The 20,749-nt window shown below is 51.9% G+C and carries 25 protein-coding genes; 10 read left to right on the top strand and 15 right to left on the bottom strand.

Annotated features, from left to right (window positions below):
* Positions 1–45: 45 nt before the first annotated feature.
* Genes oppB through AC0XWG_RS17390 form a run of 5 tightly spaced genes read left to right on the top strand, consistent with a single transcriptional unit; the run spans position 46 to position 4,797 of the window.
* A complete protein-coding gene (gene oppB, locus AC0XWG_RS17370) occupies positions 46–966 on the top strand; it encodes an oligopeptide ABC transporter permease OppB (RefSeq protein WP_028018773.1) in 921 nt (306 codons plus the stop codon).
* Positions 967–978: 12 nt separating this feature from the next.
* On the top strand, positions 979–1,887 hold the full coding sequence (gene oppC, locus AC0XWG_RS17375) for an oligopeptide ABC transporter permease OppC (protein ID WP_049006867.1): 909 nt from the start codon (positions 979–981) through the stop codon (positions 1,885–1,887).
* Between the two features lie 11 nt (positions 1,888–1,898).
* Positions 1,899–2,912, top strand: a complete 1,014-nt coding sequence (gene oppD, locus AC0XWG_RS17380; RefSeq protein WP_028018775.1) for an ABC transporter ATP-binding protein — start codon at positions 1,899–1,901, stop codon at positions 2,910–2,912.
* A complete protein-coding gene (oppF, locus tag AC0XWG_RS17385; protein ID WP_028018776.1) occupies positions 2,909–3,913 on the top strand; it encodes a murein tripeptide/oligopeptide ABC transporter ATP-binding protein OppF in 1,005 nt (334 codons plus the stop codon). The genes oppD and oppF overlap by 4 nt, the downstream gene beginning before the upstream one ends.
* Before the next feature lie 14 nt (positions 3,914–3,927).
* Entirely contained in the window at positions 3,928–4,797 is an 870-nt protein-coding gene (locus tag AC0XWG_RS17390) for an ion transporter (protein WP_206616242.1), read from the top strand.
* A gap of 31 nt (positions 4,798–4,828) precedes the next feature.
* Here the strand turns inward: AC0XWG_RS17390 and AC0XWG_RS17395 are convergent, their stop codons facing one another.
* Together AC0XWG_RS17395 and cls are read right to left on the bottom strand one after the other, a co-directional pair.
* A complete protein-coding gene (locus AC0XWG_RS17395; protein ID WP_006810881.1) occupies positions 4,829–5,158 on the bottom strand; it encodes an HI1450 family dsDNA-mimic protein in 330 nt (109 codons plus the stop codon).
* Between the two features lie 33 nt (positions 5,159–5,191).
* Entirely contained in the window at positions 5,192–6,652 is a 1,461-nt protein-coding gene (gene cls / locus AC0XWG_RS17400; protein WP_049006868.1) for a cardiolipin synthase, read from the bottom strand.
* A 144-nt stretch (positions 6,653–6,796) separates the two neighbouring features.
* On the opposite strand from cls, the gene AC0XWG_RS17405 reads away from it, so the two are divergent.
* From AC0XWG_RS17405 to AC0XWG_RS17415, 3 genes are all read left to right on the top strand, one after another.
* The gene (locus tag AC0XWG_RS17405; RefSeq protein WP_021240326.1) at positions 6,797–6,970 is read left to right on the top strand and encodes a YciY family protein; all 174 of its coding nucleotides are present in this window, start codon (positions 6,797–6,799) and stop codon (positions 6,968–6,970) included.
* A 107-nt stretch (positions 6,971–7,077) separates the two neighbouring features.
* Positions 7,078–7,713, top strand: a complete 636-nt coding sequence (gene leuE / locus AC0XWG_RS17410) for a leucine efflux protein LeuE (protein WP_028018779.1) — start codon at positions 7,078–7,080, stop codon at positions 7,711–7,713.
* A 98-nt stretch (positions 7,714–7,811) separates the two neighbouring features.
* On the top strand, positions 7,812–8,765 hold the full coding sequence (locus AC0XWG_RS17415) for a helix-turn-helix domain-containing GNAT family N-acetyltransferase (protein WP_128347612.1): 954 nt from the start codon (positions 7,812–7,814) through the stop codon (positions 8,763–8,765).
* A 33-nt stretch (positions 8,766–8,798) separates the two neighbouring features.
* On the opposite strand, the gene AC0XWG_RS17420 is transcribed toward AC0XWG_RS17415, so the two are convergent.
* Positions 8,799–9,095 carry a YciI family protein gene (locus tag AC0XWG_RS17420; RefSeq protein WP_128347580.1) on the bottom strand — a complete coding sequence of 99 codons (297 nt, stop codon included), beginning with the start codon at positions 9,093–9,095 and terminating at the stop codon, positions 8,799–8,801.
* Positions 9,096–9,314: 219 nt separating this feature from the next.
* On the opposite strand from AC0XWG_RS17420, the gene tonB reads away from it, so the two are divergent.
* Positions 9,315–10,031, top strand: coding sequence for a TonB system transport protein TonB (tonB, locus tag AC0XWG_RS17425; RefSeq protein ID WP_128347613.1), 717 nt, complete (start codon positions 9,315–9,317; stop codon positions 10,029–10,031).
* A 38-nt stretch (positions 10,032–10,069) separates the two neighbouring features.
* On the opposite strand, the gene yciA is transcribed toward tonB, so the two are convergent.
* The 4 genes from yciA to AC0XWG_RS17445 form a co-directional block, all read right to left on the bottom strand.
* Positions 10,070–10,465, bottom strand: a complete 396-nt coding sequence (gene yciA, locus AC0XWG_RS17430) for an acyl-CoA thioester hydrolase YciA (RefSeq protein WP_008502796.1) — start codon at positions 10,463–10,465, stop codon at positions 10,070–10,072.
* A 104-nt stretch (positions 10,466–10,569) separates the two neighbouring features.
* Positions 10,570–11,109 carry a septation protein A gene (locus AC0XWG_RS17435; protein WP_028018783.1) on the bottom strand — a complete coding sequence of 180 codons (540 nt, stop codon included), beginning with the start codon at positions 11,107–11,109 and terminating at the stop codon, positions 10,570–10,572.
* Positions 11,110–11,166: 57 nt separating this feature from the next.
* Positions 11,167–11,910: a YciC family protein gene (locus AC0XWG_RS17440; RefSeq protein ID WP_032656704.1), complete on the bottom strand. Its 744-nt coding sequence runs from the start codon at positions 11,908–11,910 to the stop codon at positions 11,167–11,169.
* Between the two features lie 25 nt (positions 11,911–11,935).
* A complete protein-coding gene (locus AC0XWG_RS17445; RefSeq protein ID WP_028018785.1) occupies positions 11,936–12,340 on the bottom strand; it encodes a YkgJ family cysteine cluster protein in 405 nt (134 codons plus the stop codon).
* A gap of 282 nt (positions 12,341–12,622) precedes the next feature.
* Here AC0XWG_RS17445 and ompW point away from each other — a divergent pair, with 282 nt between their 5' ends.
* Positions 12,623–13,255 carry an outer membrane protein OmpW gene (ompW, locus tag AC0XWG_RS17450; RefSeq protein ID WP_028018786.1) on the top strand — a complete coding sequence of 211 codons (633 nt, stop codon included), beginning with the start codon at positions 12,623–12,625 and terminating at the stop codon, positions 13,253–13,255.
* A gap of 53 nt (positions 13,256–13,308) precedes the next feature.
* Here ompW and uspF read toward each other — a convergent pair whose 3' ends face one another.
* The 8 genes from uspF to trpCF form a co-directional block, all read right to left on the bottom strand.
* Positions 13,309–13,743, bottom strand: coding sequence for a universal stress protein UspF (gene uspF, locus AC0XWG_RS17455; protein WP_028018787.1), 435 nt, complete (start codon positions 13,741–13,743; stop codon positions 13,309–13,311).
* Positions 13,744–13,883: 140 nt separating this feature from the next.
* Positions 13,884–14,117, bottom strand: a complete 234-nt coding sequence (yedF, locus tag AC0XWG_RS17460) for a sulfurtransferase-like selenium metabolism protein YedF (protein ID WP_003856774.1) — start codon at positions 14,115–14,117, stop codon at positions 13,884–13,886.
* Entirely contained in the window at positions 14,114–15,325 is a 1,212-nt protein-coding gene (gene yedE / locus AC0XWG_RS17465; RefSeq protein WP_134708120.1) for a selenium metabolism membrane protein YedE/FdhT, read from the bottom strand. Before yedE ends, yedF begins: the two co-directional genes overlap by 4 nt.
* A gap of 220 nt (positions 15,326–15,545) precedes the next feature.
* Positions 15,546–16,205, bottom strand: a complete 660-nt coding sequence (locus AC0XWG_RS17470; RefSeq protein ID WP_128347582.1) for a DUF1345 domain-containing protein — start codon at positions 16,203–16,205, stop codon at positions 15,546–15,548.
* Positions 16,206–16,279: 74 nt separating this feature from the next.
* Positions 16,280–17,155 carry a GNAT family protein gene (locus tag AC0XWG_RS17475; RefSeq protein WP_128347583.1) on the bottom strand — a complete coding sequence of 292 codons (876 nt, stop codon included), beginning with the start codon at positions 17,153–17,155 and terminating at the stop codon, positions 16,280–16,282.
* A gap of 220 nt (positions 17,156–17,375) precedes the next feature.
* A complete protein-coding gene (gene trpA, locus AC0XWG_RS17480; RefSeq protein WP_128347584.1) occupies positions 17,376–18,185 on the bottom strand; it encodes a tryptophan synthase subunit alpha in 810 nt (269 codons plus the stop codon).
* Positions 18,185–19,378: a tryptophan synthase subunit beta gene (trpB, locus tag AC0XWG_RS17485; RefSeq protein ID WP_049006888.1), complete on the bottom strand. Its 1,194-nt coding sequence runs from the start codon at positions 19,376–19,378 to the stop codon at positions 18,185–18,187. The genes trpA and trpB overlap by 1 nt, the downstream gene beginning before the upstream one ends.
* 10 nt (positions 19,379–19,388) lie before the next feature.
* Complete coding sequence (trpCF, locus tag AC0XWG_RS17490; protein ID WP_128347585.1) at positions 19,389–20,747, bottom strand: bifunctional indole-3-glycerol-phosphate synthase TrpC/phosphoribosylanthranilate isomerase TrpF; 1,359 nt, start codon at positions 20,745–20,747, stop codon at positions 19,389–19,391.
* Positions 20,748–20,749 lie beyond the last annotated feature (2 nt).

Here is a 20,749-nt window from a genome sequence, read left to right on the forward strand (position 1 = left end):
TAACCGACGTCACAATATATAGGCACACGCCAGAAGGTACGGGCAATGTTTAAATTTATCCTACGTCGCTGTCTTGAAGCGATTCCAACGCTGTTTATTCTGATTACAATTTCCTTCTTCATGATGCGTCTTGCGCCGGGAAGTCCATTTACCGGTGAACGTACGTTGCCGCCAGAAGTCATGGCGAATATTGAAGCGAAATATCACCTGAACGATCCTATCTCCACCCAGTACTTCAATTATCTGAAGCAGTTGGCTCACGGTGATTTTGGACCGTCATTCAAATATAAAGACTATTCCGTTAACGACCTGGTGGCTTCCAGCTTCCCGGTATCGGCAAAGCTGGGTGCTGCGGCATTCTTGTTGGCCGTTGTTCTCGGGGTGACTGCAGGCGTTATCGCCGCGCTTAAACAAAATACCAAATGGGATTATACCGTAATGGGGGTGGCGATGACTGGGGTAGTCATACCCAGCTTCGTTGTCGCGCCGTTACTGGTGATGATATTTGCCATCACGCTGAAATGGCTACCTGGCGGTGGCTGGAACGGCGGGGCGTTAAAGTTCATGATTTTGCCGATGGTGGCATTATCTCTGGCGTACATCGCCAGCATTGCGCGTATCACCCGTGGTTCAATGATCGAAGTGTTGCATTCGAACTTCATTCGAACCGCGCGCGCTAAAGGGCTGCCGATGCGTCGGATTATCTTCCGCCACGCGCTCAAACCGGCGCTGTTGCCTGTGCTCTCCTACATGGGGCCGGCATTCGTCGGTATCATCACTGGCTCAATGGTTATCGAAACGATCTACGGTCTGCCGGGTATTGGTCAACTGTTCGTAAATGGCGCGCTCAACCGCGACTATTCGCTGGTACTGAGCCTGACCATTCTCGTTGGTGCGCTGACCATTCTCTTTAACGCAATTGTCGATGTGCTGTATGCCGTCATCGACCCGAAAATCCGTTACTAACTGGAGCACGCCATGATGTTGAGTAAGAAAAACAGCGAGGCGCTGGAAAACTTCAGTGAAAAACTGGAAGTAGAAGGTCGTAGCCTCTGGCAGGACGCGCGCCGCCGCTTTATGCACAACCGTGCCGCGGTAGCCAGTCTGGCCGTACTGGTGATCATCGCGCTGTTTGTGACACTGGCGCCGATGCTGTCGCAATTTACCTATTTCGACACCGACTGGGGCATGATGTCCAGTGCACCTGATATGGAGTCCGGACACTATTTTGGTACGGATTCCTCCGGACGCGATCTGCTGGTACGAGTGGCTATCGGAGGCCGTATTTCGCTGATGGTTGGTATCGCTGCTGCACTGGTGGCGGTGATTGTGGGCACGCTCTATGGCTCACTCTCAGGCTACCTTGGCGGTAAAGTGGACTCCGTGATGATGCGTCTGCTGGAAATCCTGAACTCCTTCCCGTTCATGTTCTTCGTTATCCTGTTGGTGACCTTCTTTGGCCAGAACATCCTGTTGATTTTCGTGGCTATCGGGATGGTTTCCTGGCTGGATATGGCGCGTATTGTCCGCGGACAGACATTGAGCCTCAAACGCAAAGAGTTTATCGAAGCCGCGCAGGTGGGTGGCGTATCAATCGGTAATATTGTGGTTCGCCATATCGTTCCTAACGTGCTGGGCGTGGTGGTGGTTTATGCTTCACTGCTGGTACCAAGCATGATTCTGTTTGAATCCTTCCTGAGCTTCCTGGGGCTGGGTACGCAAGAGCCTCTGAGCAGCTGGGGTGCACTCCTGAGTGATGGTGCAAACTCCATGGAAGTCTCTCCGTGGTTACTGCTTTATCCGGCGGGTTTCCTGGTCGTTACCCTGTTTTGTTTCAACTTTATCGGCGATGGCCTGCGTGATGCCCTCGACCCGAAAGACCGTTAAGGAGCGCCGTCATGACAATTATTGAAACGGCCACTGCGCCGCAGGCGCAACAGCAGAGCAAACTTCTGCTGGATGTGAAAGATCTCCGTGTAACCTTTAAAACCCCGGACGGAGACGTAACCGCCGTTAACGATCTCAACTTCGACCTGCGTGCAGGTGAAACGCTGGGGATTGTTGGTGAATCTGGTTCCGGAAAATCCCAGACTGCATTTGCGTTGATGGGACTGCTGGCTGCAAACGGTGTTATCGGAGGTTCCGCGAAATTCAACGGACGTGAAATCCTCAACCTGCCGGAACATGAGCTGAACAAGCTGCGTGCCGAACAGATCTCGATGATTTTCCAGGATCCGATGACTTCGCTGAACCCGTACATGCGTGTTGGCGAGCAGCTGATGGAAGTCCTGATGCTGCACAAAGGTCTGGGCAAAGCGGAAGCGTTTGAAGAGTCAGTCAAAATGCTGGATGCGGTGAAAATGCCGGAAGCCCGTAAGCGCATGCGTATGTTCCCGCACGAATTTTCTGGTGGCATGCGTCAGCGTGTGATGATTGCGATGGCGTTGCTGTGCCGGCCAAAACTGCTGATTGCTGATGAACCCACCACCGCGCTGGACGTCACCGTTCAGGCACAAATCATGACCCTGTTAAACGAGCTTAAGCGCGAGTTCAACACAGCGATCATCATGATCACCCACGACCTTGGCGTTGTGGCGGGCATCTGTGACAAAGTGCTGGTGATGTATGCCGGCCGTACCATGGAATATGGCAACGCGCGTGATGTGTTCTATCACCCAGCCCACCCGTACTCAATTGGTCTGTTGAATGCGGTACCGCGTCTCGATGCGGAAGGGGAATCTCTGCTCACCATTCCGGGTAACCCGCCAAACCTGCTGCGTCTGCCGAAAGGTTGTCCGTTCCAGCCGCGTTGCCCGCATGCGATGGAAATCTGCAACAGCGCTCCGCCGCTGGAAGCGTTTGCACCAGGCCGCCTGCGCGCCTGCTTTAAGCCGCAGGAGGAGTTGGTATGAACGCATTAGATGAAAAACGCAATGTGCTGCTCGAAATCGCTGACCTTAAAGTGCATTTTGACATCAAAGACGGTAAACAGTGGTTCTGGCAACCATCTAAGACCCTGAAAGCGGTCGATGGTGTCACGCTGCGTTTGTACGAAGGCGAAACCCTGGGCGTGGTAGGGGAGTCTGGCTGCGGTAAATCTACCTTCGCGCGCGCCATTATTGGTCTGGTAAAAGCCACCGGCGGCAAAGTGGCCTGGCTGGGTAAAGACTTGTTGGGGATGAAGCCTGACGAGTGGCGTGACGTGCGTAGTGATATCCAGATGATTTTCCAGGATCCACTGGCATCATTGAACCCGCGTATGACCATCGGTGAGATTATTGCCGAGCCGCTGCGTACTTATCATCCGAAGATGGCTCGTCAGGAAGTTCGCGATCGCGTGAAGGCGATGATGATGAAAGTTGGCCTGTTGCCTAACCTTATCAACCGCTACCCGCACGAATTCTCAGGCGGCCAGTGTCAGCGTATTGGTATTGCACGTGCGTTGATCCTCGAACCGAAGCTGATCATCTGTGATGAGCCCGTCTCCGCCCTGGACGTGTCCATTCAGGCACAGGTGGTCAACCTGCTGCAGAAACTGCAGCGTGAAATGGGGCTGTCACTCATTTTTATCGCGCACGATCTGGCCGTGGTGAAACACATCTCGGACCGCGTACTGGTAATGTACTTAGGCCATGCAGTGGAGCTGGGCACCTATGATGAGGTGTACCACAACCCGTTGCACCCTTATACCAAAGCGCTGATGTCCGCAGTACCGATCCCCGATCCCGATCTGGAAAAGAATAAAACGATTCAGCTTCTGGAAGGGGAATTACCCTCACCGATTAACCCGCCGTCGGGCTGCGTCTTCCGTACGAGATGCCCAATGGCCGGGCCGGAATGTGCGAAAACGCGACCGGTTCTGGAAGGCAGTTTCCGACATGCGGTTTCCTGCCTGAAAGTAGACCCGTTATAATCGCAAGGGCTGACATGATGTCAGCCCTTATTTTTTGCGAGGTTACTGTGTCGCTTTTAATCACGCCCGCCCGTCGGCGGCTTTACCATTTTTTATTCGATCCTGAAACCGTATCCGGGAGACGCTTCGAAGGCCTCTGTGGTTTATTTGCGCTGCTCAGCGTGGTTGTGATCTTTATTGAGTCTGGTGTCGGGACGCAATACCACCTGACGTTTGACGAGTGGCATATTTTTGTCTGGCTTGAGTTGGCGATTACTCTGGTCTTTACCGCGGAATATTTCCTGAGAGTCATTTGCTGGCCCAACCCGGCCAGATATGTTTTCAGCTTTTGGGGATTTATTGATTTAGCGACCATCCTGCCGCTCTATGTGATGTGGCTGTGGCCGGAAATTAGCCTGAGTTACGTCTTTGCCTGGCGAGCGATGCGCGTCATTCGGGTATTACGTATCCTTAAATTACTGCGTTTTATGCCGTCATTGCACGTGTTCTGGAGCGCGATAGTCAGCGCACGGCACCAGCTTATTCTGTTCTATTCATTTATTGCCATCGTCATGATTGTTTTCGGCGCGCTGATGTATCTGATAGAAGGGCCAAAATATGGCTTCACGACGCTCAATGCCTCGGTCTATTGGGCCATCGTGACCGTGACGACCGTGGGTTATGGTGATATCACACCGCATACCCCATTGGGACGTATTGTGGCATCAGTGCTGATCCTGATTGGCTATTCGGTGATTGCAATCCCAACAGGGCTCATTACCACACATATGAGCAGTGCCTTTCAGAGTCGCAAACAGCAGCGCAAATGCCCGAATTGTCATCAGGGTGAGCATGAACACAGCGCACGGTTTTGTAACCGCTGCGGAAGCGAATTACCGGATTAAATAAAAAAGGCTGCAATCGCAGCCTTTTTTACTATTCGCGCCAGAGGATATGGCACAGTTTGTGGTCTTTCTCGCGGCACAGCAGGACGCGGGCGAAGATGTCATTTATTTCGCCGCCATCTTCATCGGCCAGCCCAATCACTACTTCGGCAAAGAAGTCAGGATTAAGGTCGAAATCCACATGCTCAGCCCAGTCTTCTGAAGGGTCGAACAATTCGGCACCGCCGCGCTCTTCGAACTGCAGATTAAAGAGGATCACGTCTGCGGGATCGAGGTTATCAACCGCCAGTTCGAGAAAAATGTCATAGGCCTGTTCGAGCGTTTCGTCTTCGGTCAGGCGATTGTTCAGATCCATTTCCATGATGACTACCTGTTTAACATCGTTGGGCACGTTTTACAGCAACGGACTAAAGAAGTAAAACAGTCGTTCGGCAATTCTCTGCCACAGCGGACGTTTTACCCAAAGTCTGGCATCCAGCAGTCGCGAGCGGGAGATATAATCATCCTGCACCGCCGCCAGGTCACCGCCAAAACCGGCGTCATCAATCACCAGTGTGATTTCAAAATTGAGCCACAGACTCCGCATATCCAGGTTGACTGTGCCCACCAGGCTTAATTCACCGTCGACGAGAACGCTCTTGGTATGGAGTAATCCGCCTTCAAACTGATAAATTTTCACCCCTGCGGCCAACAGTTCGCTAAAGAATGCCCGGCTGGCCCAGCCTACCAGTAGGGAGTCATTTTTGCGTGGCAAAATGATACTCACGTCGACACCGCGTTGCGCCGCCGTGCAGATTGCGTGCAGCAGGTCATCGCTGGGGACAAAGTATGGCGTGGTCATGATCAGGTATTCACGGGCTGAGTAGGTTGCCGTCAGCAGCGCCTGATGAATCAAATCTTCAGGGAAGCCTGGCCCGGATGCAATCGTATGAATGGTGTGCCCGCTGGCCTCTTCAAACGGCATAATATTGCCGTCCGGTGGTGGTGGCAGAATACGTTTACCGGTTTCAATCTCCCAGTCGCATGAGTAAACGATACCCATAGAGGTGGCAATCGGCCCCTCCATTCTTGCCATCAAATCAACCCATTGCCCAACCCCCGAATCCTGTTTAAAGAAGCGTGGGTCGACCATGTTCATACTGCCGGTGTAGGCAATATAGTTATCGATCATGATCATCTTACGGTGCTGGCGGAGATCCATCCGGCGCAAAAAGACACGCAGGAGGTTAACCTTCAGCGCCTCAACCACTTCGATACCGGCATTACGCATCATTCCCGCCCACGGGCTGCGGAAAAATGCCACGCTGCCTGCAGAGTCCAGCATCAGTCGGCAGTGAATGCCCCGACGTGCTGCGGCCATCAGGGATTCAGCAACCTGATCGGCCATACCACCGGGCTGCCAGATGTAAAACACCATCTCAATGTTATGGCGGGCCAATTGAATATCGCGGATCAACGCCTGCATAACATCGTCAGAAGTGGTCAGCAACTGGAGCTGATTGCCTTTGACACCGCCAATCCCCTGACGGCGCTCGCAAAGTTTAAACAGCGACGCGGCAACACTGCTGTTCTCTTCGGCAAAAATATGTTTGCAGGCTTTAAGGTCGTTAAGCCACTTCGCGGTCGAGGGCCACATGGCGCGGGCACGCTCGGCGCGGCGCTTGCCCAGATGAAGCTCACCGAAAGAGAGATAGGCAATGATCCCTACCAGCGGGAGGATGTAGATTATCAGAAGCCAGGCCATGGCAGAGGGTACGGCTCTGCGCTTCATCAGGATGCGTAATGTCACACCCGCGATTAACAGCCAGTATCCCAGAATGACCAGCCAACTCACCACGGTGTAGAAGGTTGTCATAGGTTAAAAAATCCTTTTGAAAGCGTATTGTTATGAGTGTACGCATCAGGATTCATCTGGCAAATAAAAACGCCAGGTAAAAGCGCTGGTTTGCTGTAGTGTTGGGTTTATAATGGCATCTCTGTTAGAGAAAGAGTTGTAGACATGAAGCGCAGTAGAACTGAAGTAGGGCGCTGGCGCATGTTGCGACAGGTGAGTCGTCGCAAGGCACGTTGGCTGGAAGCACAATCCCGCCGCAATATGCGTATTCACGCCATCAGAAAATGTGGAATGACCCGGCACCGCAATGCGTTGCTGTTCGCAGTCCAGGATATCTGATAACCATGAGGGCACCGCAAGGTGCCCACTGATTTTATAGCGTCTGATTTTTAGGAATAGCGTTTTTGCAGCGATATTCCCGTTGTTTTTAGCAAAAGGAGGGAGAAGTGTTTGCGGAGTTTGGTGTACTGAATTTCTGGACGTACGTTGTAGGCGCATTTTTTATCGTGCTGGTACCTGGGCCGAATACCCTGTTTGTGCTCAAAACCGGGATTGGTCACGGCGTTAAAAAAGGGTACCTCGCCGCGACAGGTGTATTTATCGGCGATGCGGTACTGATGTTTCTGGCCTGGGCGGGTGTTGCGGCATTAATCCAGACCACGCCGGTACTGTTTAACATCGTGCGCTATCTCGGGGCTTTTTATCTGCTCTGGCTGGGGGGCAAAATGCTCTGGTCGGTGGTGAACCGTCAAAAAAACGCTCATGAGAGCGGGCCCGAACCTGCCAGTACGATCATGAAACGCTCGTTGGTGTTAAGCCTGACCAATCCCAAAGCGATTTTGTTCTACGTATCGTTCTTCGTTCAGTTTATTGATGTGAATGCCCAGAGCACCGGCACTTCTTTCCTGATCCTCGCGACAACGCTGGAGCTAATAAGCTTTGTGTATATGAGCTTCCTGATCTTCTCTGGCGCGTTTGTGACGCGTTATCTGAAAACCAAAAAGAAACTGGCAAAGCTGGGGAACGGTCTGATAGGGCTGCTGTTTGTTGGGTTTGCGGCAAGGTTGGCATCGCTGCATTGATGTGAAGAAACAAAAAGGCTCCTGCGGGAGCCTTTTTAATGTTTGACAACTTCCCGCCATTTGGTTGTATAGTACAACTAAATGGCGGAGACAATAACATGCACATCGAAACCCCTCTTGTCAGCGATATCCGTAGCGCCTCACGTTTGATGGTGCGCGAATTAGGTTTTATGGCCTCGACGCTGGCCTCAACGAATTATTCACCCTCGGCGGTTCATACACTTGTCGAAATTGATTTGCGGAAAGAAATGACCGCTGGTCAACTGGTGCAACTGTTAGGCCTGGAAAAATCCAGCGTCAGCCGGATGTTGGCACGCCTTATTGCAGCAGGCGAACTTGAAGAAGTCGTTTCCAGTGAAGACGCCAGAACGAAGTATCTACGACTGACGGCAAAAGGGCAGGAAACCGTCAGACAAATTAATACCTACAGTAGCGCTCGGGTGCTCACTGCAATAAAACCACTGGATCCGTTGCAACAGAAAACAATATCTCAGGGTCTTTCACTTTATGCCAGGGCGCTGCTGGCTGGCCGTGAAACGCCGGTTGAGATTCAATCTGACGCGCTGAAAATTGTGCCGGGCTATCTGCCTGGCATGATTGGCCGTATCGCGGAGATGCATGCCAGTTATTATTCCCGGGAACATAATTTTGGCCGTTTCTTCGAGGCCAAAGTGGCTTCTGGATTGGCCGAGTTTAGTGAGCGACTGGAGAAGCCGTGTAATCAGGTCTGGCTGGCAATATTGAACGATAAAATTGTCGGCTCGGTGGCTATTGATGGTGAAGATTTAGAACCGGGGGAAGCTCACCTTCGCTGGTTTATTCTTGATGATGGCTGTCGCGGATTTGGCGTGGGGAAAAAACTTCTGACCGAAGCTATAGGTTTTTGCGATAACGTGGGTTTTTCTGCTGTGCATTTGTGGACATTCAATAAACTATCCGCCGCACGACGTCTGTATGAATTATTTGGTTTCAGATTAGCCAAAGAGTGGGAGGGGGACCAGTGGGGAAGTCTGATGACAGAGCAGCAATTTACCCGGTGTAAAGACGTCTAACGTAAAAAAGGCTCCTGCTGGAGCCTTTTAACATCAGAACACTTTTTTATAAGGGCGAACCGTCACCTTCGCATACACACCGGCCGCAACGTATGGGTCCGCATCAGCCCAGGCCTGAGCAGCTTCCAGAGATTCAAACTCAGCAATCACTGTGGAACCGGCAAAACCGGCGGCACCCGGATCGTTGCTGTCTACTGCAGGCATAGGGCCGGCGGTCAGTAAACGGCCTTCATCCTGGAGCAGCTGCAAACGTGCCAGATGCGCAGGGCGCACAGCCTGGCGTTTGTCGAGCGAATCAGCAACATCTTCAGAGTAAATCACGTAAAACACGGCGAAGCTCCTTAACCGGTAAAAGTGTCAGTTACGTTATGTGAAAGGGCAAACGACTGCAATGTAAAATAAAAACAATGTTAAAACCCTGATCTGAATGCGCTTTTTTGGCCTCTCATGCGCTAAAGTTGCGCCAGAACAAAGTGTCTTATTGAATATGATTGCTATTTGCATTTAAAATCAGGGTTCGGTTTTTTAACGTTGATGAATATGACTTCGATGACCCTTGATTTACCTCGCCGCTTTCCCTGGCCGACGCTGCTTTCTGTCGTGATTCACGGTGCTGTTGTGGCGGGTTTGCTGTATACCTCGGTTCATCAGGTTATTGAAATGCCCGCGCCCGCGCAGCCGATTTCGGTGACGATGGTATCGCCAGCGGATCTCGAACCGCCGCAGGTTGCCCCTCCGCCGCCACAGCCGGTGGCTGAACCTGAGCCCGAACCTGTTCCGGCTCCACCGAAGGAAGCGCCGGTGGTGATCCACAAGCCTGAACCGAAGCCAAAACCTAAGCCGAAGCCAAAACCGGTGAAGAAGGTCGAGGAGCGTCCAAAACGCGAGGAACGTCCGGTTGAACCGCGCGCGACCCAGCCAGTAGAAAATGCGGCGCCTTCACGCCCGGTGATGAACAATACGGCAACGACCTCAAAGCCAACGGTTACCGCGCCAGCGGGCCCGCGTGCCGTAAGTCGCAACCAGCCTCAGTACCCGGCGCGAGCTCAGGCCTTACGTATTGAAGGCCGCGTACGGGTAAAATTTGACGTCACTGCGGATGGCCGCGTGGATAACGTGGAAATCTTGTCCGCTCAGCCTTCTAATATGTTTGAGCGCGAAGTGAAATCGGCGATGCGCAGATGGCGCTATGAGCCAGGCAAGCCTGGCAGCGGATTGATCGTCAATATCGTTTTCCGCCTGAACGGCGGGGCGCAGATGGAATAAAAAAAGCCTCCGAAAGGAGGCTTTTTTTTGCCTGTCGATCAGGCCTGCGGAAGCTGACGAGGCTTACCCTCGCTGTCCACGGCGACATAAATAAACAGTGCTTCGGTGGCCTTATAGCGTTGCCCAATCGGCTCAGAAGAGACTTTCTTCACCCAGACCTCGATGTTGATGGAAATAGAGGTGTTGCCGCGTTTGACACAGCGCGCGTAGCAGCAGACCACATCCCCTACCGCAACGGGGCGCAGGAAGGTCATGCCGTCCACCCGCACCGTCACCACGCGCCCGTGGGCGATCTCTTTTGCCAGAATTGCGCCGCCCATATCCATCTGCGACATCAGCCAGCCGCCAAAAATATCGCCATTGGCATTGGTGTCAGCGGGCATTGCCAGTGTGCGTAAAACCAGTTCGCCCTGAGGGGCGTTAGTTGTTGTCATTGTTTTAACTCGTAACGGAAGACTTCAGGCGGGATGCTACTATGATTCGCGTGCGGAGAGAATAGACCAGAACGCCTGTCGTTGACGTTCTGGTCAGTCATTAATCAGTGGTTGTCGTCCTGCGGCATATGACGATAGATGTATACACCGCTTAACAGTGTGAAGATAAGCGTCAGCGCGGTCAGGCCAAAGACCTTAAAGTTGACCCAGATATCCTGCGGCAGCCAGAAGGCGATATAGATATTAGCGAGACCGCAGAGAATAAAGAAGATTGCCCAGGCAGTATTCAGACGCGACCAGACTACCTGCGGTAGCGTTAGTTCTTTACCTAACATGCTCTGGATAAGGGGCTTTTTCATGAACCATTGACTGAACAGTAATGCTGCTGCAAACAACGCATAAATAACAGTAACCTTCCACTTAATAAATTCAACATCATGCAAGGCAATGGTCAATCCACCAAACACCGCCACTAAAATGAACGTGATGAGCGCCATTTTTTCGACTTTGCGATAGCGAATCCAGCTATAGATCAGCACAACGGCGGTCACAACGATTAGTGCTTTTGTTGCAGCAAAAATGTCGTACAACTTATAGACAGCGAAAAACACCGCGAGCGGTAAAAAATCAAGAAACTGCTTCATTCTGTGATTCCATCTTCTGAGCGGGGCGGGAGACAGCGATGTCCCCCCGCCTCGGGATTACTGACGAATTAACATATACAGGCGGAACAGATAGACGAGCAGTACCGCTGAAATGAGATTGCTCAGCGTATTCGCCACCACGGCGCCAACATTAGGCGTTAATACCGCAAAATTCGGCGCAAACAATAACAAGAGCGTTTTAGCAAGCAGCCAGCCGATCACGGCGGGGGCCACCAGACGCATATTAGCCCATGCCAGTCTGATGCTGCTGCGCATCGCGGTAAAAATTCCCATTTTATCCTGCACAACCATCACAGGGGCAAAAGAGAGCACGATAGCCAGCAACACACCCGGTACCACGACCAGCATAATCCCCATCTGCACCAGCATGGTGGTTAAGAAGATTAGGATAAACAGCTTAGGTAAGACCGGTGCGCTGGCTCCAATCGCCCGTAAAGCGCTGACCCGATGTCCCGCCGACACCAGCTGAATCATTAGCAGAACGCCACCGGCCAGCACCGCATTACCAATAAGACCTGAGAAAGTGGATGCAGCGGAAGCCCGCAGCAGAATTTGTTGCTGCTCAGGCGTCATGTTTTGTACCAGTTCAAACAACCCTACGCTTCCTGCAAGGTGGTCGCCCTGGCTCAGGCTGGCAATTTGTTCTTCACTCGGTGAGAACGCATGGCCAAGCACCACCGTGATAAAGGCGCAAAGCAACGCGATCAGTAAAAAGGTAATGAACTGATTGCGGAAAAAGTTTCCCGTGTCACGGTAGACAGACTTCGCCGTGATAGACATGCACTCTCCTTGAGTATTGCAGGTGTTAATTAGCCGGCAATTGTACACCGGATGCACCTGCTGTGGCAGCATCAAGGCTTGTATGGAAAAGCATATCTTTGTAAAGCGGCGGTAATCCAACGCGCGCGCGTGCGCGGTTACAGGCTTCGTTGACCTGCCCATCTTCCCCAGACATGGCAAATTCCCGGCACGGGCTGGGGCGATCCTCATAGATGGAACATCGGGTCGAAACCCCGGGCTCACCCTGTAGCGCTGCACAGCGGACCTGTTTTTGGTTGGTGCCACTCATGCAGCGCAGAAAAGGCGTTAGCGGCTCTGTGAGATGAACCGGAACGGTACCGCCACCATCGCTGGCTTCGGCCCAGTAGAAAGAGACTCGAAAATACGCACAACAGGCTCCGCACGTCATGCACGGGTTCGTATCACTCATGGCACACCTGCAAAAGAAGAACGCATCAAATCAACTTGTGAGAGCGATAAATTATCCAGCCACCAGAGGAAGAGCAAGAGGGGGAAAAGGGAAAATTTTGTAACTGTGAAATGCCAAAAATTGACATGGGAACAACTTATTGCTTTTCAATGTGCCACAAAAAATTAACCCAGATCAATGAATGTTAAGTTACTGGTTTTAATGTGATCTGCGGCAGATCACTTATTACTCATTTGTGAGTATATTCTCACCCGCGATTAAAACCACAACGATGGAGCGGATATGAAAAAATTAGCGGTGGCAGCCCTTGTATTAAGCAGTCTCTCTGGCGGCGCATATGCGCATGAAGCAGGCGAATTCTTTATTCGTGCCGGTTCGGCTACGGTTCGCCCAACGGAAGGATCGGATAACGTGCTGGGTATGGGCGGTTTTAACGTCAGTAATAACACCCAGTTAGGTTTAACGTTCACCTATATGGCGACGGATAACGTTGGTGTTGAGCTTCTGGCTGCAACGCCATTCCGCCATCGCGTAGGCCTTGGGCCGACAGGCGATATCGCCACAGTTCACCATTTACCACCAACGCTGATGGCGCAGTGGTACTTTGGCGATGCCAGCAGCAAAGTGCGTCCGTATATTGGCGCCGGTGTGAACTACACGACCTTCTTTGATGAGAAATTTAACGATACCGGTAAAGAGGCTGGTTTGTCAGACCTCAGTCTGAAAGATTCCTGGGGCATGGCCGGGCAGGTAGGTCTTGATTATCTGATTAACCGTGACTGGTTAATTAACGCCTCTGTCTGGTACATGGATATTGATACTGACGTACGCTTCAAAGCAGGCGGTCAGCAGCAAAGTATCAGTACTCGCCTGGATCCGTGGGTATTTATGTTCTCCGCGGGTTATCGTTTCTGATTTCATCTCCTGAGACTGGCCAAAAAACGGCCAGTCTTTCTGCAGAATTTCCCCTAGCGCACAACCAGCACCGGACATTTTGCGTGGCGGACAACGACTGCCGCGTTTGAGCCTAACAGATAGGTCGTAATATCAGGCCGATGAGAGGCAATAATGATCAGGTCTGCGTTGATACTGTCTGCCAGTTTCAGGATCTGGTCTTTAGGCGCGCCAGAAATGGCATGTGTCTGAACGCGTTCTGCGGGCAAATTGAACTGTTTTACCATCTCATTGAGTTTCTCCAGCGCCTCCTGCTGTATTTCCGCCAGTTTTGGCATCTCAACAGAATAGGCCAGCCCAAGAGAGGAGTAGTAGGGGAAAGAGGGAACGACCGTCAGAAAATGAACTTTACCGTTACTGATTGCTGCGTTTGCCTGTACATAAGGGATCACCTGTTCGGTCAGGCGACTCTCAGAGATATCGACAGGAACAAGAATCGAATTAAACATGCCACACCTCCTGTTTGTTTTTTATCCACTTAAAGTGTAGTGCTGTTGTAATGACATTCACTGTATTCGCGGTCAAAGTGGGATATAAGGCAGGTTTTGAGGCGGGAGAGACACCCCAGATAGGGGCGTCCGTGACAGCATTATTTCTGAATTAAATAGCGGATGGTCGGTCCGTCCTGCTGGATATCTAACACCGTGTAACCGTGGTTTTTGGCATCCAGCGGAATATTGTTGATGGACTGCGGACAGTCACTCACCACTTCCAGAATTTCACCTTTTTTGAGCTGCGGAAGCGCTTCAAGTGTGGCAACTGCCGGATAGGGGCAGGGTTCGCCGACCATATCCAGGCGATAATCAGGCACGATCTCTTTCATGCGGCATTCTCCTGCGTTTGGTTTTTAACAGTGGCTCTGCGGAAGAAACGTTTTTCCTGTGCGACAACCAGTAAAAAGGCTACCAGCAGCAGACCATAAGTGACCAGTAGACCGCCGAGGGGGCCGAAGGTGCTCAGCAGGTTCACCTTGTCCCAGTTGGTGGCAAGCACAGGGGAGAGGTCGTCCCAGAAGTAAGCCAGTATCGTCGAGCCGATAACATTTCCCAGACCCACCCACCAGTAATGCACCTGACCCTCAACGGCGCGGTACATCCAGCCGGTTTCACACCCGCCAGCCAGCACGATCCCGAAGCCAAACAGCAGACCGCCAATCACCGCGTTAGGACCTGCCCACATGATTTTCGGTTCGACACCTAACTGGACATAGCTGAAGATGCCGATGGCACTGACCGCCATCCCGGCGATAATCGCTTTCGCCATCATCGTGCGGCCGGTGATCCACATATCGCGAAACGCCGAAGTAAAGCAGATCTGTGCGCGTTCAATGAGAAGGCCAAAACCCACGCCAAACAGCATCGCCAGACCGAGTTTCGGCTGGTTCAGGGCTGTACACAGCGCCCACGCCAGCATGGCGAAAAAGACCAACATACCCAGGCGGAAGCGGCGACGGGCCTGAGAGGGCTTTTGCGTCAGTGGAGAAGCTGCACTCACCTTGACCATTTTGACCGGAATACGGAACAGCGGGAGAAGGGTAAATTTTGCGCCAAAGTAAGAGCCGATAGCCGTGGCGACGGCAAAGAACCAGGCATGCAGTGAAAACTGAGGAATACCAGTGAAGAAGGCGGCAAGGTTGCACCCCATCGCCAGACGCGCGCCGAAGCCGGCAATCATGCCGCCGACAATCGCCTGCAGAATACGGATTCGGCTTTTAGGCAGCCTCAGCTTGACGTTATTTGCCCATAGCGCCGCAGCTAAACATCCTCCGAACATACCCATGATCATCATCCCATCGATGCGGGTGAGCGGTGTGCCGTCCAGATGAATGAGTTTAAAGTAACCCCACTCTTCGGTATGTACCCCAGCCAGTTGTAGCAGTTGCCCACCCCAGCGCGTGAACTCGCCGGTGACGGCCCAGAAGGTGCCGGTAATGCCGAAATAGTAGGTAGAAAGGATCCCCGCCGCGATAACGGCCGGTACAGGTGACCAGAACTTAACCAGGTAAGTCTGTTTAAAGTATTGCCATGACATGAGAAAGCCTCTGAACTCAGAAGGAGTATGTTGATTTAACGGACTGGAATATATAACGTTTTTTGTTTCTCCAAAACTGCTCTCCAAAATACTGCCTGTTTTTATGACCTCAATCATTAAACCGTGCTGCTCACCCAACGGCAGCACGACTTCGGAACAGAGATAGCACTGAACACCGGTTATACTGAGTTGTTTCTTCGATGCGGAAATTCAGATGGGTTTAGCTCAGTAGCCCGGCTCCAACGTTTACTGACAGACCCAGAATCGCCAGATTGAAAACAAAAGAAATCACCGACTGGAGCAACGTAATTTGCCGCATGTCGGTGGTACCGGTCGCCACATCGGCAGTTTGTGACGCTACCGCGATGGTGAACGAAAAATAAAGAAAATCCCAGTAACCGGGTTCCTCCGGTTTTTCTGGAAAAATCATGGGTATGACGTCTTTAGTTCGGTGCAGGTAATGGTGGTGAGCGTAATGCATCGCAAATGAGGTGGGCAGTAAGGCCCAGGAAACGGCCAGCGTGGTGCCCGTCAACAGCAGATGCAGCACGCGCGGCGATCCGGTGAGGTGCTTGAGTGAGGTTAGCTCAATGAGGATCGCCAGAATGCTGGCCAGGCAGCCGATTATCACCATGCCCAGCACCAGCCCCGCGCTCTCATCCTGAATTTTGGCAATATGCGGAATATCCCGCACATCAGTACGTAACATACGAAACCACATAAAGCACAGATATAGCCACGCCAGCACATTCCAGCCTATCAGCAGCCGTTGCAGATATCCCAGATCAGGGGGAAGGGCTACAAAGCAGGTTACTCCGGCCAAAATGGCGAGCATTAACCGCATGCGCCCGTGAAAATAAGATCTGACAGAAAAAAGCATAATGTGAGTGTGTTTGTGAAGGGACAATAGATTAACTATAGTAGGTGAGCGTGAGGTTTTTCATCAAAACGTAATTAAAATACACACCTCAATGGACTAATGTTGCACCACTGTTTTTTATACTCCATTCCGCTGAAGTATTTCCCAAGAGAGAAAATGATTTTTTTCTCATTCTGCTCACACAGTTCTCTGGCTCGATTATAATTTTCCCAAAGCAAGATGCTTCCCGCACCAATATTATTGTATTGAGGGTCGTATCCTCCATTGATGTCGTCGAAGTAAATCCACCCGGGGCATTCGGTTTTAAATATTAAATCAATGGCTATGATTTTCTTATTGATTGCGAGTGCGGATCCAAAAATCATATGTCTCAAGCTATTAATGGCATCCAGTAGATTTTCTCTTGGGTAGGGCGATACTTTGCCGCGCCAGCGAACATTAAACAAGTCTATGTAACTGTCGCAAATCTCGTCAGTGGAAAGATTGTTCACATCCAGTATTTCACCTCCAAGCTTGAGAAAACGACTCCTTTCCCCATTTCTTTTTCTAACCGTTTTTGTAGAAAATAGCGGTTTCATGTGACATATCTCATCATTCAGCATTTTACTGCTGAAGGAGTTGATGAATGAACTTTTCTGTAGTGGTGAAAGTTTTTTCGTCCTGACGGGAAGAAAGGATTTTGAATGGGTGGCGCTGGGTAAAATTATATCCTCAAAAACAAAAGGATGTGATTTTGAGTAGAGATTCAGTGACCCATTAATAGAATAAATTGATGAAACGACAATGCCATCTTTTTTTCTGCAAAAGAACTTGATTTCTTTATTTCGTTTGCTCGAAAGGTAAGTTAGCACATCCGGATGTGTGCATACACTACCGCCATAAGTAGCATATGCCTGACGGTAAATACTCAGGTCACACTCTTCCCAGCCAAAAATGAAATTTCTCAACATGTTGTCCAAATATTATTGCAATAGCAAACATGCGCATACATTATACTTTCCTTATAATAAGTAAATCGACAAAACGATATTGTTGACTGCCTGTTTAGTGAAGTGGGTAATTAAGTATTAGTTTGCTATTTATTGCAGTTGATATTAATGCTGTAAAGTGAAGAGGGAGTATAAAAAGAAGAAGGGAACCGTCTGGCGGAGTTGCCAGACGGCGAAGGGGTTATGCTCTTCGGGTTGCGGCTTTCATTGCGCTTACGAATGTTTTCAGTTCGGCCAGCATCTGCTCGGGCTTATCAACGTTCTTCTCGATGATTTTGACAATAGCCGAGCCGGAAATCGCCCCTGCTGCTTTTGCTTCAATCGCTGCCGAGACCTGTTCAGGAGAGGAAATCCCGAATCCCTGCAGCGGCGGTGCGGCATGGTATTCAGCCAGCTTTTCTACCAGATGATGCAGCGGCAGTGCGGCTTTATTCTCAGCACCGGTCACGCCCGCACGGGAGAGCAGGTAGGTATACCCGCGACCGTAAGAGGCAATCTGGCGCAGCAGCTCGTCATCAGCATTCGGTGGGCAGATGAAAATCGGGGCAACGTTGTGGCGCATTGCTGCCTGGCGGAACGGTGCAGATTCCTCAACCGGCACATCCGCCACCAGTACAGAATCAACACCCACGCGTGCGCACTCGGCATAGAACTCATCGATCCCGCGGTTAAACACCAGGTTGGCGTACATTAGCAGGCCGATTGGGATTGTCGGGTGTTTCTGTCGAATGGCGGCCAGCATCTCAAAGCACTGGGTTGGCGTTACGCCCGCCGCAAAGGCGCGCAGCGTCGCATTCTGAATGGTTGGGCCATCCGCCAGCGGGTCAGAGAACGGGATACCCAGCTCCAGCGCATCGGCACCGGCTTCAATCAGGGCATCAATAATCCTCAGCGACTGTTCCGGGCCCGGGTCGCCCAGGGTAACGAAGGGAACGAAAGCGCCTTCCTGGCGGGATTTCAGTTCTGCAAATGCGTTATCGTAACGTTCCATCAGATTTCCCCTCGTGCTTTCAGAATATCGTGAACGGTGAAGATATCTTTGTCACCGCGACCGGAAAGGTTAACCACCAGCAGCTGCTCTTTCTCCGGGTTTTCTTTCATCATTTTCAGCGCGTGTGCCAGTGCGTGAGATGACTCCAGCGCCGGGATAATCCCTTCGCTGCGACACAATGTTTTAAATGCTTCCAGCGCTTCATCATCGGTAATGGAAACATAATCCGCACGACCAATGCTGTTCAGGTACGCATGCTGTGGCCCAACCGACGGGAAATCCAGGCCCGCTGAGATAGAGTATGATTCTTCAATCTGGCCTTCGTCGGTCTGCATCATCGGGGACTTCATACCGAAGTAGATCCCAACGCGGCCATGCTTCAGTGGCGCACCATGCTCACCCGTTTCAATTCCATGACCAGCAGGCTCAACGCCAATCAGGCCAACGCGGGTGTCGTCGATGAAATCGGCAAACATGCCGATAGCGTTAGATCCACCGCCGACGCAGGCGATCACCGCATCCGGCAGACGACCCTCTTTTTCAAGGATCTGCGCTTTGGTCTCTTCACCAATCATGCGCTGGAATTCACGTACGATAGTCGGGAACGGGTGAGGACCCGCAGCGGTACCGAGCATATAGTGCGCGGTTTCATAGCTGCCAGACCAGTCGCGCAGCGCTTCGTTACAGGCATCTTTCAGCGTGGCTGAACCACTGTGAACCGGGATCACTTCTGCACCCATCAGGCGCATACGGAACACGTTCGGCGACTGACGTTCAACGTCTTTTGCGCCCATATAAATGCGGCATTTCAGGCCGAGCAGGGCACTGGCCAGTGCCGATGCCACACCGTGTTGACCCGCGCCGGTCTCGGCGATGATTTCGGTTTTACCCATACGTTTGGCGAGCAGCGCCTGACCCAACACCTGGTTAGTTTTGTGTGCGCCGCCGTGCAGCAAATCTTCGCGCTTAAGGTACAGCGTGGTTTTGGTGCCTTCGGTCAGGTTGCGACACTTGGTCAGTGCCGTTGGACGACCAGCGTAGTTTTTCAGCAGGTCGGTAAATTCAGCCTGAAATGCCGGATCCTTCTGCGCGCTGACAAACGCCTCTTCCAGCTGGCGCAGAGCGGGCATCAGGATTTGCGGGACGTACATCCCACCGAACTCACCAAAATAAGGGTTTAGTAATGTCGTCATCTTCTCTTCCTTAATATGCACGCAGAGTTTTAAATACCGAGGCCAGCTTGCTGGCATCTTTGATACCCGGTTGCGACTCTACGCCTGAATTGAAATCGAGGCCTGCGCAGCCCGTTTTGGCGGCTTCCACGCAGTTATCCGGGCTTAATCCGCCCGCCAGCAGGACGTTATCCAGCTTTTCACCATTCAGCAGCGACCAGTCAAAACGCTGACCGGTGCCGCCCTGACCGTTATCCAGCACGTATTTATCAACATGATTAAGATTACGCGCTGGCAGGGTGTCGCCTACGGTCTGTGCTTTCCAGATCTGCACCTGCGGTGCCAGCGCGGTACGCAGAGCGTCTATATACGCCTGATCTTCATCACCGTGGAGCTGGACCGCGCTCAGGGATAAAGCGTCGGCTTTTGCCGCCACGTCCGTGATATCCGCATTGCGGAAAACGCCGACATAGCTGAGCGGCGCTGCCGCTATCACCTCGCGCGCCTGTTCTACGCTGACAACTCGTGGAGATGAATCGACAAAAATCAGCCCGCCGTAAATCGCCCCCGCGTCATACGCAGCCCGGGCATCCTGTTCGCGGGTCAAGCCGCACACTTTGTTTTCACCCAGCAACACCCGGCGCACCGCAGCGTTGAGGTCGTCATGTTCCATCATGGCGGAGCCAATCAGGAAACCGTTGGCGAAGTGGCTCAACTCACGTACCTGCGCGTAGCTGTTAATACCGGACTCGCTGATCACCGTCACACCGGAGCCCAGACGCGGCGCGAGCTGGCGGGTGCGGTTGAGGTCGATCGACAGGTCGCGAAGATCGCGGTTGTTAATGCCGACCACTCTGGCTTCCAGCGCAATCGCGCGTTCCAGTTCTTCTTCATTACTGACTTCTGTCAGCACGCCCATGTTCAGACTGTGTGCCACGGCAGAAAGCTGGCGATACTGTTCGTCGTCTAGCACCGAGAGCATTAGCAGGCAGGCGTCAGCCTGGTAAAAGCGCGCCAGCCAGATTTGATACGGGTCGATAATAAAGTCTTTGCACAGAATCGGCTGTGGTGCGATGCCGCTGACGATGGGCAGAAAATCAAAGCTGCCCTGGAAATATTTCTCATCCGTCAGCACAGAAATGGCGGACGCATGATGCTTATAAATACCAGCGATACGCGCTGGGTCGAAATCGTCACGGATAACACCTTTAGACGGGGACGCTTTTTTGCACTCAAGGATAAACGCAGTGCGTGCACCCTGCAGGGCATCATAGAAACGACGGCTACTTGGAACGACGTCATTCTGGAAACTGGCAAGCGGCTGTTGTTGCTTGCGTGCTTCCACCCAGATGGTCTTATCGGCAACGATTTTCGCTAAAACGGTCTGCATTC

The sequence above is a fragment of the Enterobacter sp. DVT3837 genome, from assembly GCF_056238685.1.